This is a genomic window from Maridesulfovibrio salinus (genome assembly GCF_055394525.1).
This window is the reverse complement of sequence record NZ_AP042461.1, coordinates 1,988,999-2,003,439: the sequence shown is the minus strand read 5'-3', so window position 1 is coordinate 2,003,439 and position 14,441 is coordinate 1,988,999. Positions and strand designations below refer to the sequence as shown.

Sequence of the window (14,441 nt, the reverse complement as noted above, 5' to 3'; positions counted from 1 at the left end):
GGCCTGTCTATACTTACTCCAATATCTTTTCCACCAGGTTTCGCCCAAGCAACGATTCAAACACATGCCGATAATCTGCCGGAGTGGCCCCGCCATCCCGGCAGACCCGTTTGAAAGCTTCCCGTGTCTGAGCACTCATCTGCGTTAAATCAAAATCATCAGACGCCCGTTTCGCCGGAACCTCACGGTGAAATGAAATCCCGCCTTGCTGCTTAACAAGATGCTTTACATCGCTCATGATCTCTCCTGAATATTCATTGTTGCTGATTTGAACCTCATATCCGCAGGTCCGAATACGGCCATTACCAGCCTTTTTATATTCGGATCGTCAACCAGGCTAATCATGTCGGACGTGATTTTAAGCTTTCCGGACACGATTTGCGCGGACAGGGCTGCAGGAGTCAAAGTGCAGCGGTCTGGAATTTTGACTACCTCCGCTCCGGTGGGAGCTTGGGTAAGGGGAGTGGAGAGGGTTACGGCAATTTTATTGCCGTCTTCAACTACCTGCGAGACTTTGTGCCTGACGCCTTCAATCTCAATGTCATTATGGCGTGCATTCGGGTCAGCTGTGTAAGCCAGGTTCGATGCTTCCTTGAACTGAATCTTGTGCAGCACTTTGTCTCTATCCATTGCAAGGCGAAACTCAGTGTATGCTGCTGCATTCGAAACAGGATACTCGAACTCCTGCCAATCAGATGTCCATCTAGTTTCAGTAGTATCTACAAGAACATCCCACGAAGTCCCGTTGAATCCTTCAAGCAGGATGTTTTCAGGTGGAGAAGCACTCAGCCCACCGGGAATACCGCCACCAAGAATGAGTGCCCCGATTACAACTGGTTGAGGCGCTGTGACAAACCCATATCCACTTGCGCTTCCGGTAGCCCACGAAGGAAGATAGCCGGGAACTGTCGTTGCTTCATCGTTCTGCCTCGTCTTGCAGAAAGGATAGTTCTGGTTGATCACGGCATTCTGGCTCATTGACCACCCATCAACAGTTGATGTTTGTGTCTCTTCGTCATAGATCGCACCAACAAACGAGGGGATCAACTCCGCCCCCGTTCCACCAACTGGCGGACCGTTCGGCTTGACCACCTTTTCGGCTAAGGATTCAGAGGATTCGAATACGAGGTCAGAAGTGTTTGAACCAGTTCCCCAAGCCAAGGGGATTTCCGGCCCCAGATACTCGCCAACAATTCCCGCACCAAGTTTCAGCGCAAGCCCAGCAGGCTTCTTAAATATCTTTGTCGGAGCTGTGGGGAAGGGCGGATTTACTGTAACTGTATATTCACCCTCATACTGATACCCTGTTACAGGGGCTATTGTTGTTGCGGCAAAAGTAAGAGTCTCCCCTACCGCAGCGTCAACGGGGTTAGCCCGCAGGGCTGACGTGTCGTACATGTATGCACCTGCTGTATCAAAGCTAGAACCTGCAATATAGAAAGTCCCTGTAGAGGGAACATTGAATGGGGTATCTAGATCGGCGTACTCAAAAAGATTGGAACCAGAATGTGTCAACACTACTCGGGCAACGCATGTGTATTCTGTTGCAGAATCCTGTCTGTAAACAAACAGAAATCCGGTCTGAGCCGAGGAGCTCTTCAATCCTAGAGCCTTTATCTTTTCCCCGTTAGGAAGAGGGTAATTATTATTCATAAACGTAGCACCAAAACTATTGCTACCCCCAGCCTGAGATGTTTCCACGGTAGTAGCGCCCCCGCCCGACACACTGGCTACTGATGAGGATCCGGTATCCGCCACAACCACTACCCCAACTTCAAGCGGGGTAGTGGTCTCAAACCCACTGGCTGAGACGTTGAAAAGATTCTCAAGCTCAGCACTTGCAAGCTCAATTTCCAATTCAGCAGACAAAACCTGATTCGCGTTGTCTGCCGGGTTTGAATGTGCAGGCGGTTCTATGCCGGAGGCATCCGGGGTTTTGTTCCACTCAGAATCGGCGATAGAAACTGCGACTCCATTCACGGGCACGTCTTTGACCGTCAAATTACAAGCCACAGCCCGGGACTTGAGCAGATCATCCTTTTCGGCCACGACTGAAAAGGTGTGACTTGTGTCCACTGTAACCGTTGGTAGCTGCCACGCAAAGCCGTGCAGTCCCGCACCGGGGTGACCATCGGGGATAACTGTCACCGAGCCAACGGTTCCGGCACTGACACTGGGATAATAGCTGTAACCCTCCACATAATTAGTGAGGGCAATATAAACTGTAGTCCCTTCGCTGCCATCGGACGGGCCGGACAGCTCGGGCAGCGGAGTGCGGTATGAATCAAGATCTCCAATTGCAACCCCTGCGGCCTCATCCCTTGCCGCCTCGGCTGCAACCTGCGCTGCCTCGGCTCCGGTTCTGGCTGTTTCAGCCGCTGATTGTGCTGACTGGGCCTGATCTCTGGCGGTTTCAGCACTGGACTGAGCTGAAACACTGGCATCCCTTGCGGATGATATAGTGGCAACCAATTCCTGAGGGGAAAGCTGTTCTTCCTCCGGGGTTGAAATATCATATTTGATTGCTCTGTTCACCTGCTCTTGCAATTGCTGATCTCGCATCACCGCTTTATCAAAAGCGGTATTCATCCCTTCAGCCTGCAATGTTCCATTTACCGACTGCTGGAACTTCTGTTCAAATGGTTCTTCACGCACAATCACGAGCTGCTGGGTAGGGGCTAAAGGGTCTCCCGACTTAGGATAAACAACCGTACCTTCCGCACCTCCGCCACCAGTGACAGTGTAGTGTATTCCCTCATCAAGATTAGTCTCCACTTCATTTTCAACCAAAACAACACGCAGGGAAGACGAATCAAAAAAAGGAAAATCAGTTGCAAAATTATTGTTAAGCCCATCCCCTATGAACTTAACCTTGTTAATCGAAGACGTAACAGTCATTTAATCCCTCCGGGGTTTTCTGATTATGAAGTTAAGCGGGTTGTTGGTTTCGCCGTCTTCCCATTGTTCAAGTCCGGTCATAAATGTCCGGACAACTTTGGAAGCAGGAACTCCGGTCATAAAAGACGTTGTATCTGCCAGAGTCCACAGGAAAGGCTCAAAATCATCCATTTCGTCAAAATCACGGTAAAGGCTCAATCCCTTCCGGATAGTTCTTTCCCACAGTTCCATCCCTTCAAAAGCAGGAGATTCAGTTATGCTGCGGTTATAAGCCAAAGCGCCGGATAGTCCGGAAACAACAGGCAAACCACAAAGCCAATAACCGAGCATTCCGTAAAGATAATCTTCACCTTCCGGCAAATCTCCAGCTGCAACAAGACTGATAAGAGTCTGCATTGCCACGGGAGCGAGGATATGTTCAAGAAAGACATGCCGCGCATACTGGCCGTTTTTTATATCTCCCTGTCTCCATGCTTTAAAGTAAGTACGCTGGCGGTTGCCATACTTAAGAGTAAAGGTCATAAACATGCTGAACAGACGCTTCATGCCCCCTGTTCGCTGCCAGTGGGCCTGATCCATAGGATTAGCGGAAGGCTGGGAGCGGCGGACTATGGAATCAGCATATTGCACGGCCTGATCTACGTTCCCGTTGAATTTTTTCATTCCGGCTTTGTACGATCCTTGCCAGATGGGATAAACAGTTGCGGCATCCATGGCCCGAATCATAAAGAACATGGAGTTCTGAACATCAACCCCGGTGATGTCCTTCCCCCCGATTCTCACACTGAGTGAATCCGGATGGAATTTGCGGCACTGTTCCGCTATTTCCCGGTCCATGCTTTGCGCGCGGGAGGCCATATACGGAGAGACGGCATCAATTTCCGCAACAACTTTGGGCCCACCGTTGATGATATCAACAAAGCCACGCGCCACATTCCCGCCCCCTACGTCATTTATCGCACCGAAGATGGAGGAAGGCTGTTTCAAGGCGACTAATGCGTTCAGGCCGAGAATGAAAATGGTAGAAAGTTTTCGGAACCATTCAAACTTCCGTTCACTGAAATCCTTTGCAATGGATTCAGGTCTGGCTATGTGCTTAAGCCAGGGACGAATTTGTCTGTAAGCTTCAACCCCGAACTTGTCTTCAAACATCTGTTTGTATTCCGGGTTTCTTGTAAGCGCATCAACGTCCCGGACAGCCGGCGCGTGTGTGGCGTAATGAATAGTATCTTCAATGTGCTGGTGGACCACATTAAGGGATAGCTTTGGCGGAAGCCCCCCACCAGTCCTCTCATTCACGAATCCACTTTTCGTGGCCGGAGTCTGAAACATTGCTTCAGTGCGGTTCAAAAGATCATCCGCCTCCTGCCATTCTGCCGCCCGATCAGAAAAACGACCGTCAAAAACAAGTGGATAATAGCCACCCCTGAACTCACCATGTCGGGTGGAAACAACTTCCGGCTGAACCTTCTTCAGTTTAAAATTGTTCATTTTCAAATGAACATCATCAATATAAGGGAAAAGCTCATCTATGGTGTCCCATACACCTTGAATTGCCTTCCAATCCTCAGCCGAAAGACGGTCAACCAACAACTCCACCTGCTCACGGGTAAGTCCGTAGCCTTTCATTACAGCGTTCAGGTTGCCACTGTTGCCCATGTTCAATGCAATGCAGATCACATGCTCGATGCTCCATGCGTGTTCACCGTGCGGATGCATGATCTTAGGCATTGGAACGCCTTCCAGTTTAAACCTTTTCGGGCCTTTACGCTTTGTATCAAAAAGCTGCTTCAAATGAGGTTCAAGGGAAGTCTTGATTTTAGCGGCAAGGGCTTTTTTGTCGCTGTCTGCCTTGGCAAGGGCATTCACTATATATTTTTCATTGGGGCCGATTTCTCCCTCAGGACCGAAGTTTGTGCCATCTGCCTGCTGAAAAAGAAATTCCATCATGGTTAATTCAGGCATCCATTTTCGGGGAATCTCGGTCATTTTACGTGCAAGTGAACCTTTTGCATGAACAGCCTTGTCTTTCATGCGTCCCATCTGGCGCAGACAATAATCCGCAGCAGTGGCCACGGAGATATTCTTCTGCGTTACCATTTCCTGGACTTCCAGACTGCCGCGCTCTTCAAGGAAGTTAACCATGTTCTCGACTTCCTGAAGTTCACCAAGCGTCAGTGTTTTGCGGTAATCTCCGGTTTTCTTATAGTTCTGGAGCCATGAGGCAAAAACAGGACATTGCTCAATAACAACGGACTCGTTTTTTAAAAGCTCGTGTAAAGGCTTGAGTTCTTCCGGTCTCTTTGGCTTAAAGGAAGGCGGTAGCAGACCGTAACGCCTGCCTATATCCAGAATATGCTCACGGTGCTGAAAACTTAATTTTTTCTGTTTGGCAACACGCTTGATGCGCCCACGGATTGAGCCTACACGCTTACGGGCCTTGATGCGCTCCTGAACTTCAAGTTCTGCAAACTGCTGCTTCTTACGGGCTTCGTACGCGGCTTCCAGATTTCCGGCTTTCAGTTCCCTGTGAGCGATCCGGGAAAATTTACGAACAGAGTTCATAGTCAGGTCATAACGGGTTGCCTGATGCACAGGGAGGGAATCCACATGTTCTCGCACCTTCTCTTTAAGCACCTTAAGAGCAACACGCTTGCCAATGCCCACCTTGCGCCCGAGAATCTTGATTTCAGTGTCCAGCAATTCGGCCCTTTCTTCACTCTGGTAAAGAGGGTCGGCATCCTGCAAACGCCGATCTTCAGCCTCCAGCATATCAATGTATCGCTGTTTCTGCTCCTTGCGGGATGGTAATCCTATCAAAGCGTCTATGAGCTGATATCCGTCCTCATAACCACAGGCATCGGCTGCAATATCCGGTAGAACACCATCCTTTGAAATCAGCGGGGGAACACGTACGGGCAGCTGTTCAAGGATATCCTCGCCATATTCTTTGACAAGCCACTCCCGGTTTAACCCCCGGTAAAAGCTTTTATGAAAATCTCCGGTTCCCGACTCCCACCCTTTAGATATTTTACTGGCCGCATTCTGGGCCTGATCAAGAGCAAGCCACTCTTCTGCGGTAACTTCATACTCTTTTCTTCTTGCATTGTTCTTACGGGCCAGCCTTTTTTCCGCTGCGGCTTCCGCTTCTGCGTAAAGCCGGTCAACTTCCTCTTTTTCTTCAGGGGTAATAAAATCATATTCTTCTTCAAAAAGGTTTTCAGCCCCGTTCAGAATCTTGAGCTCTTCCATCTGGGCATCAGTGGCCAGCATCCGGTCAAAGGCTCTGCGGGTTCCGTCAGTCATGTTAACATTCAGGTTCGCAACGGTGCGATAGATAGCAATCAGCCATTTACGAAACTTGCGAAAGACTTTGCTTAATTCATCAGACGGGGCCTGTCCTTCCATGAGGTATTGTTCAAAGCCTCGGGCAAACCGTTCATGAAAACGAACAACAAGCTCCTGATCAACAGCGTTACCCGCTTCAAGGGTTTTCAATTTGGCAAACTTCTTAATGTATTTCTGTCCGCCCTTGCGGACCAATTCAGCGCGAAGAGATGAATATTCCTCAAGGGCCTTGGCGTCAGCTTCACTTTTAGTCTTGTTAAATTGCTTTTTAAGATTTCGTTCCCGCTTTTCCACTTCCTTGAAAATCTGTTTGGACTGCCCGCCCATCCACTGGAAGAAATGGGCATGGTCTTTGATGGTGTCCTTGCCGGCAATACCGGACTTCACCATTTCATGAATATCCTGCCAGAAAGAATGCCCCAGCTCATGCAGCACAGTGGACTGATTCGCGCCCTCAAAGATTCTGATTACAGTCTGGCCGTCCTTGAAAACGATCTGCCCCAGAGGCCCGCTTTCCTTGGAAAGCTCCTGATTATAAGCAGTCTCCTGTGTCGTCTGCCCCTGCTGTGTCCAGCGTACTGCCTCGGCAACAACACGCTGAATGTCGGCATCATTCATATCCACAATCCCACGCTCACGCAGGAAATCACGAATCAACTGATAAATGAGCTCAAGGGCAGAGGCTTCCGCTTCACTGAGGATTTCACCATTCCCCAGCTTGCCCACAGTAGTGGCAAGGAATTCTTCAACAGCAATACGCCTGTGTCGCTGGTCGTTAACGTCCAGTTGGTATGACTCGACAATACCGCCGAGATCGTCACCCAGAACATCAAAAGCCTGATCCAGGAATCCGTCAAATTCCTGTTGGGCCATTTCCCCGAAACGTTCCTGAAAGACATGGTACAATCCATGATGAAACTGCTCATGGGTCCACGTTTCCACGGCCTGCTCTGCGCTCTGCAAGGCATCGGCAAACAGGAACAGATTGCCGCCGTCAACAGTTCCCCGCACGGGGCCTCCCCCACGGGCTTCAATTTCCTGCTGCACAGACTCCGGTGCATGGCTCACATCCGGCAGAATGGAAACGGGCAAGCTGTTGACCGCTCCGGCCTGTAATTCAGATATAGCAGACTCAATCAGCCCTCCGGCATCCCCGGCGAGGTTTTCCACGGTCTGCATGAAGCCTCCGTCTTCCACCTGCAGTGCTGCCTCAAACTTAATCCGGTTGCGGGCGTAAAAATCATCTATGCGGGTTCCGTCCCGTTCTGCGGAAGCCTGTGCCCGTTGCTCAATAAGCAGGGCATAAGCTTCTGCCTCGTGACGAGGAACCCCCAACTCCTTTTGAATCCCATCAGCCATAATCCCAACCCGGGACATAGCTTCCTTATGGGCTTGCGCCTTTATCTGCTGTTCCTCATCAAACTGTTTAAGGTCAGCTTCTGCAAGCGGAGCCTGTTCAGCCGCTTCGTTTACAGTGGCTTCGTAGGCTGAAAATTTGATATCATTTCTAAGCTCTGCGTAACGGTCCTTATTACCCAGGACATAGGTTGTTGCCTTCTCCATGGGTATTTCAATCGGAGTCTGGGTGCGCACATGGTCTTGCAGTTCCTGCTCGTCAAGCCCAAGGTCAGTCAGTAAATCCGGGTCACGTTCCTGGTAGTAAGTTGCGACCGCATCAGGGGAAAGTAAAGCGTTCTTAAATCCGCCGTGTTCCTCCTGTGCTGCCTTGGAGTGCTTTTCGAAAAGATCAGGAGAACGTTCTCGGAGTTTGGAGGCCTGCGCATTCTTTGCCACTTCATCCGCATATTTCTGCATGACTTCGGCTTTGCGGGTCTGCCTGCCTATTACGTATGATTGCACTCCGAGCTTAGGAGAAGTAAGTAGCATAGAACCAAGATAGGCATGTCTCCCGGCTTCTACCGCGCTGTTTATATGCTGCCCCCAATCTTCCCGGGCAAAATGCCCGCCGTCCGCTTTCTTTGCCTGCTGACCAATGAAAGCCTGTGTCAGCTCCTGTAAAGCTTCGGTGGATGCCTCGGACAATGCGGCAAGGTTATGCTTGGCAAGTATAACACCTACAGCCCTAACCGTTGAAGGATCTTTCAATCCCCTTTTAATAAGGGACTTGATAGCCTCTTTACCTCCACTCTTTTTGAGAATAGAGGAGAACGCACCAAGGCCGACCATTTCAATGCCGGAAGAAACAGTACCGTAAATCTGAGCGGCTGTGCGGGCAATCTCAGGATCAACCTTGCGACCGTCCAGAGTCTCCATATCTCTGAATTCAAGATAAGCGGACCCGGCTTCCATCCTATACATTTCCTCAGTCATGCGCCGAGTGTAGACCATGGAAGCCCCGGCAATCGCAGCTGATGGAACGGTTATAGTTCTTTGCCCCATAGGAGGGCCTGAAACCAGAGCTGCCATTCCGCCCATACCCAAAGCACCGGCGCCAATTTCATTGCGGTGCTCCAAGGCGGGATGAACCATTTGTTCACCAAACTGGAAAGCGGAGACATAAGCTTCTGCAAGCCAGTTTTCAGAATCCTTTACCTGCGGAATTGCGGAGAGTTTCGCTTCCGCTTCAATATCTTCTCCTTGAAGGAGTTTGTAGCCAAGCTCCGCCCGTGTACGCTGTTCGGCTGCTGCTTCAGGACCACGCTTCAGGACACGCCAGAGATATTCCAGCCCTTCAAGTTGGTCGATATCTTCCCCGGTAGTCACAGCCTTATGTTCTGGCTTCCCCAGAAACTCAGCTGTTGCCGGGGATTCTTTGGCAATACGCGGGTAATTTACTGCCCTTACGTCAAGTTCCTTTTGTACGGCTGCAGGGTCTATTTCTACACGGGCATAAGGATACCGGGATTGCTCGGAAAGCTTGTGAATACGGGCTGCTTCCTCGGGATTTATCCCGGCAGTTTTGGTGGCTGCAGCCTGCATTCTGGCGGCGCGTTCTTCCTCCTCCAGTACGGAGAAGTCCAGTGTAGATTCAATTTTATCCTGACCGTCTGCGGGAGAATCAAGCACGGTGAAATCAATCATTACCAACCCTCTTTTTCTTTGTTGGCTACATAAACTTTCATAATCTGGTCTTCGGTCAGGTTCTTGTGACCGTTCTTAGCGGCTTCCCGAATAATCTGCTTGCGGATTGTCTCCGGGACCCTGTCCGGGGTCCACTCATTAACCCGTCCACTCTGAACTGCCTCATGATAATTCATTTCCTTGTCCATACCCAAGAAGCCACCACCGGAGACACGCCCCGGAGCGTAATAGGTTTTGGTAGCTTCATCCAATGACTGAAGGGTTTGTCCATGATCCTGCATGTAATCGAGCACGAAATCTCTGAACTCGGTGAACTCGCGTACCCGTTCAGGCTTGCCGGGGTCATACTTGCGCCCTGAATAAGCGGCAAAATTTTCTTTGATAAGTCCGAGGTGTCCGGTCAGTTTCGGATCTGCCTTTGCTGTCTTCCACAGATTAATGGACCTTTGAAGGTCTGAGGTGGAAACAGAGCCTTTATAAGCGAGGATGTCCGCTACACTCTCTATTTTTCCCTGCTCAAGCCTGTTGTTCAGCTCTGCCCATTTTTCAATGTCCGTAACAATGGCCTTGCGGTCATTCAGAGAGTCAAGGACTTTGCGCATTGAGGCTCGGGTTTTGCTATCAGGCTCAGAAGCAATCATGGCTTCCTTTTCTTCCGGTGTGGCCTTGTCGAAGGTATCCCAAACTTTTTCAATCCGTTCGTCCTCACGCTCTTTTTTGAAACGGCGTTTTTCTGCGTGTCGGGTCTTGATAAGGTTAACCACCTGTTCGCGCACTTCCGCATCTTCAATCTTACGGGCAGAGTCAAGGTGTGCTGCTTCATCACCCGGTGAATCATAAATTTTATCACTCTTAGTCTGGGCAACTTCCTTTACGTTCTCGGCAGTGTCCTCTTTGTGCTCTTTTTTGAAACGGCGCTTTTCAGCGTGTCGGGTCTTGATTCTTTCAACAGTTCCATCCCGCTCATCCGGTGCGGAGATATTGCGGGCCTTGGCAAGCATTTCCTTTTCCGTGCCGCCTTCAGACCAGATACGGTCAGCAGCGGACATGGCCTCAACCTTGGTTCGCTCTCCCTTGATACTTTTCATGAGAGGCAAAACGGCATCACCTAATGCGGCCTGATGCTTTTCAACGTAGGCTGCTGCCGCATCCGGGTCATGCACGGTAAGCCCGTTAACTATGGTAACGCGCATGTCCTTTTCAGCCTGCAGCTTTGCGGCTGTGTTGTCGGTTCCGAGATAAATGTCGTCAATATTATTGAGGTGATCCAGAATAAGCTGTTCGGATACTTCTTCCTTCATGGGAACAGTCAACTTTTTCTGGATAAGCGCAAAATCGCCCTTAAGGGCACTCTGCTTGAATGCCTGCCGTTCCTTGAGCTCATGATTTGCAAGGAATGAAAGCCCCGAAGCCCTCACAGAATCGTAGTGCAGCTTGAACATTTCCCGCTGGCTGTCATTCTCCAGATCGGCACTCAGGTCAGCGAACTGTTTGTCATAAAATTCGCTGCCCACATCCTGAAGCCCCACAGCGTTTTTGCCCTTGTACCCGTCAGCTACCTTGAATTGAAAATCCCGCTCAAACTCGACCAGTTTGTTTTTAGCATCCAGAGCGACAGTCTGGTTGTGCTCATGCTGCATCTTTGTTGCCCGGGCCATCATTTGATCACCCATGGAAAGCATACGCTCTCCCTGACGGGCCATTCCTCTGCCTATGGCGGAGAAATCCGGCATTTGAGTCACGGCCAAAGGAGCGCCCTGGCTGCGCTGCATTGCCTGCTGTTCTTGTCTTACCTGAATTTTCATAGGCTATTTCTCTTTAAAAAAGGATGCTGTACTCATTGCCATGGAAGACGTGCCCATTAAACCGGAACCAAAAGCGGATGTCCCCGCCGAACTCTCGGCCACTTCTCCGCCCCACTTGGTCAGGCTGGCCTGATTGCGCGTATTGGATGCCCCGGTTCTGGCCCGCCATGCGTCAAGATCTCCGCCGTGGCGGATAACCTGCTCGTCAAGGCTTGCGGTATATGCCGTGTCCTTGAGCAGATCCAACCCGGACCCCTCATCAAGTCTCACGCCGGAAGCGGACAGCAGGGAACGCTGTTTCCCCAGCTGCCGCGCTGTCTGTCTTTTGTGCAGGGCTATGTCATAATCTGTGCGGTCCTCGATGTACGCTGCTTCGGATTCCTGAATCTGCGCGTTACGTTCCATCATTTCAGCTTCATAAGCTGCGCGATTGGCCTCCGCCGCCCCGGCTTCCATCTGACCGTAAACGGCCACACCCGTACCGATGGTGGACATGCCCATACCGATAGCGAACATGGTTCCCGCTTCAAGTCCCGTCATTAAGACACCTCCACCTTGGAAATGATTGCCGCAACGGTCAGCGGCAGGGGATAGGCCTGTCTCAGCAGGAACTGCCCGTCAGGACCGTAAGCCCCCACCATTTTAACTTCCCAGTTTCCGCTGAAAAGGTCCGGAGGTTGTCCGGCAACAGTGGACGTTGTGGTAAAATTTTCGTCCTGGAGATCCCCTTCGTTCTCCCCGACTTTGAGTCCAAGGGAACGGTGAAGACGGACGGAGATTTCAGAAACACGCTTTGTACGCCCCTGCGCTGTGCCGATGGGAGTGGGAATATCAATGGGCAATGTCTTCAAATCTGAAACATAACCAAGGCCCACATGAACCACCGAGGCAGGAGTATTGAGAGTAACACCACCATTTGTAACTGTCAGACTATCGTGAGTGGAACCATCAGCCAGAACCTGCACGGTCTGTCCTTCCAGGTGGTCAAGTCCGGTCAGAGTAGCCGTGGGCTCTCCCTCGTAAGACAAACCGGAATCCACAAAAAATGCGGATTTGGCATCACTTCCGGTAAAAGCAGGATCAAGCCTTTCAATATAACGGACGGTATTGCCATTGATTTCTCTTCTGACCACCATCCAAAGTTCATCAAGGGATGAACCCGGAATTGAACAGAGGGATTCAACTTTGCCACTGCCGCCCAGATCGTGACGATGGAACCCCACAACCTCATGTTCACGAAAATAGGTCAGCCCCACAAGAGAGCCTTCAGACATGCACATCCACACGATGGAATCAGGACTTTGCTGGTAAGCCCAGTTTCTGACTTGTCTGCCTTCAAACAGATTACGGGCCAGCACGGAGATATCAGGAGCTGCATAACCGTCCTTGTCGAGAGCATACCCCTGCTCCCGGATGGTGTATCCATCACGCTGGACAAAAAGAGTCATGTCACCAATGGAACAGGCTTCAACGCTATGCGAACCCCAAGCCGTTTCTCGGCGGGCCATGCGGTTTATGGGGGTGATGGGTTCCTTATCGCTTCCTCCGTTAATCCACCATTCCCCGCCTGCTGTTCCTATCAGCAGCCTTCTGGCAGACTTAATCCAGCGGATTTCATTCACCTGATCTGCGGAAAGAGTGTGGGTAACGGCATCATCATCAACCAGAGGCGAAGACACACCGAAATTTTCATAATCACTGGACTTGCTCATCCAAATGGTTTGAGGGCGGGCAGGAGTGGCCGCAAAGCAGAGCTTTTCTTCGTGGAAGGCGACAACTGTAGGATATCCTTTAGTATCGTTCCAATCAGAGGGCTTGGAAGTAAAGGTAACAGTTTCCAGTGTCCAGGATGCGTGCCCCGTGCGGGTCAGTTTCTGCGGATTATATGCTTTATGCACTATGTACATTACATCAGCAGACTGAGTGAAGCGCAGGTCATGGACTTCATCTTCTGTGTAAGGGGTTTCGATCTCGTAGATAACGTCAGTTTCAACTACTGAAACAGCATCAAAATAAAGGGCATATCCCGAACCGGACGCAGCCCGGGAGTATATGCGCACAGAAACTGAAGCACACCCGGCTGGAGCGACAAACGGCTGTTCATAGACTGCGAAGTCTTCACCGTCTTCGGTTATCCATGCGGTTGTAAATATTGCCGCGTCATTGGTTTCATCCCACAGCTGAACCTTGAATTCATTCACCGTGCCTTTCTTGACCGCGAGTTCAAGCGCGTAACTCGTCCCCTCGTCAACAGCAACAGACTGAGAGAATCCCGGCTCGTCCGCTCCGCCCTCTTTGAGTTCCAGACCGTTACCGGACTTTCCTCCGGCAACAGAGCTCAGCAGGGCGGAGTTAAGAGCTGTCCAATTCGCTGTGTCAGCATCAAAGCCGCCGTTGGTGATAAGTTCAGGACCGGGAGTGACAACAATTCCGCCGTCCTTAAGGACACGCATGTAATTATGCCCGAATTCAAGCACATAGGCCTGTTCAGTGTTGAACCGAAAAGGGATCAAACGGACTTCACGATCCGGATATTTTGCTTCATGCACAAAGCGGGTTCCGCTCCGGCGGGAAGCTGGCCCTTGAGAATGAACAATCATGTTGAGCATATCCTCAACGCCACTGCCGTACTTCTGCAAATCCACACGCCCAAGGTAGACATGTGGGCTGAGAATCCCGGCATTGAAAGCGGTCTGTATTGCGTAAGCCTTCATCCCCATAATCAGGACCTCTCGAAAGGAGTAGATGTACCGTATATGCCACGGGCCTCAAGCCACGGGTCATTGACAACAGGGTCTGCCTGACCTTCCGCAGAATCAGCAAGCTGTGCATCCTGCAGGGCGTTAATGAAAAGAGTATTCAGGGACTGAACCTTTTCAGTGCTTCCCGTGATGGGTTGCACGATTTTAGCGGCAAGTTTGGTGGCGAAAGCATCAACAAACAAGGGATCAAAATCCGCCTCGTCAGTGACGGTACGAGTGTAAATTATCTGTGCAGGTTCGGCGTTGGTCAGCAAAAGACCTGATTCAATCATAAAATCATCACCGCTGAATAATTCCCGCACATGGAGACAGTCCGCCGGCAACTGGTACTGATTGGCAAATCCGAAAGCGGGAGCCTCCGCGAGTTTACCTATTGAGGCCCTTTTCTGTGCAAAGTTCCATGGGTGCTGCCTCAAGAGAGCATCCCGCACCGGTCCGTAATGACGGTTGCAGTGAATAGCCTCTCTTGAATTGTCACTCAGGGCGGATATGGAGAGTTTGGGGTCGATAAGTCCAAGGGCAATGTTACAGATATCTACGTCTGATACGGCCATGACGTTTCCTCACAAAAAGGGGCGGAAAGCCG

General features: G+C 50.6%; 7 protein-coding genes. All 7 read right to left on the bottom strand.

The features are described from left to right. Window positions 1-13: 13 nt before the first annotated feature. From ACZ5PW_RS09005 to ACZ5PW_RS08975, 7 genes are read right to left on the bottom strand one after another with little or no spacing between them, the layout of a single operon-like run. Complete coding sequence (locus ACZ5PW_RS09005; RefSeq protein WP_464560051.1) at window positions 14-238, bottom strand: hypothetical protein; 225 nt, start codon at window positions 236-238, stop codon at window positions 14-16. Beyond that, window positions 235-2,898 carry a hypothetical protein gene (locus ACZ5PW_RS09000; RefSeq protein ID WP_464560049.1) on the bottom strand — a complete coding sequence of 888 codons (2,664 nt, stop codon included), beginning with the start codon at window positions 2,896-2,898 and terminating at the stop codon, window positions 235-237. The genes ACZ5PW_RS09005 and ACZ5PW_RS09000 overlap by 4 nt, the downstream gene beginning before the upstream one ends. Next, window positions 2,899-9,288 (bottom strand): hypothetical protein, encoded by a 6,390-nt coding sequence (locus ACZ5PW_RS08995; RefSeq protein WP_464560047.1) that lies wholly within the window; start codon window positions 9,286-9,288, stop codon window positions 2,899-2,901. It lies immediately after the preceding gene. After that, entirely contained in the window at window positions 9,288-11,093 is a 1,806-nt protein-coding gene (locus ACZ5PW_RS08990) for a hypothetical protein (protein WP_464560045.1), read from the bottom strand. Before ACZ5PW_RS08990 ends, ACZ5PW_RS08995 begins: the two co-directional genes overlap by 1 nt. Before the next feature lie 3 nt (window positions 11,094-11,096). Then, the gene (locus tag ACZ5PW_RS08985; protein WP_464560043.1) at window positions 11,097-11,633 is read right to left on the bottom strand and encodes a virion core protein, T7 gp14 family; all 537 of its coding nucleotides are present in this window, start codon (window positions 11,631-11,633) and stop codon (window positions 11,097-11,099) included. Continuing rightward, the gene (locus ACZ5PW_RS08980; protein WP_464560041.1) at window positions 11,633-13,813 is read right to left on the bottom strand and encodes a carbohydrate binding domain-containing protein; all 2,181 of its coding nucleotides are present in this window, start codon (window positions 13,811-13,813) and stop codon (window positions 11,633-11,635) included. The genes ACZ5PW_RS08985 and ACZ5PW_RS08980 overlap by 1 nt, the downstream gene beginning before the upstream one ends. Window positions 13,814-13,815: 2 nt before the next feature. After that, entirely contained in the window at window positions 13,816-14,409 is a 594-nt protein-coding gene (locus tag ACZ5PW_RS08975) for a phage connector family protein (protein ID WP_464560039.1), read from the bottom strand. Window positions 14,410-14,441: the final 32 nt, after the last annotated feature.

Coding starts and splice junctions, on each gene's coding strand:
- ACZ5PW_RS08990 (WP_464560045.1), bottom strand. CDS start 11,093: ATGAAAATTCAGGTAAGACAAGAACAGCAGGCAATGCAGCGCAGCCAG.
- ACZ5PW_RS09000 (WP_464560049.1), bottom strand. CDS start 2,898: ATGACTGTTACGTCTTCGATTAACAAGGTTAAGTTCATAGGGGATGGG.
- ACZ5PW_RS08980 (WP_464560041.1), bottom strand. CDS start 13,813: ATGGGGATGAAGGCTTACGCAATACAGACCGCTTTCAATGCCGGGATT.
- ACZ5PW_RS08985 (WP_464560043.1), bottom strand. CDS start 11,633: ATGACGGGACTTGAAGCGGGAACCATGTTCGCTATCGGTATGGGCATG.
- ACZ5PW_RS08995 (WP_464560047.1), bottom strand. CDS start 9,288: ATGATTGATTTCACCGTGCTTGATTCTCCCGCAGACGGTCAGGATAAA.
- ACZ5PW_RS09005 (WP_464560051.1), bottom strand. CDS start 238: ATGAGCGATGTAAAGCATCTTGTTAAGCAGCAAGGCGGGATTTCATTT.
- ACZ5PW_RS08975 (WP_464560039.1), bottom strand. CDS start 14,409: ATGGCCGTATCAGACGTAGATATCTGTAACATTGCCCTTGGACTTATC.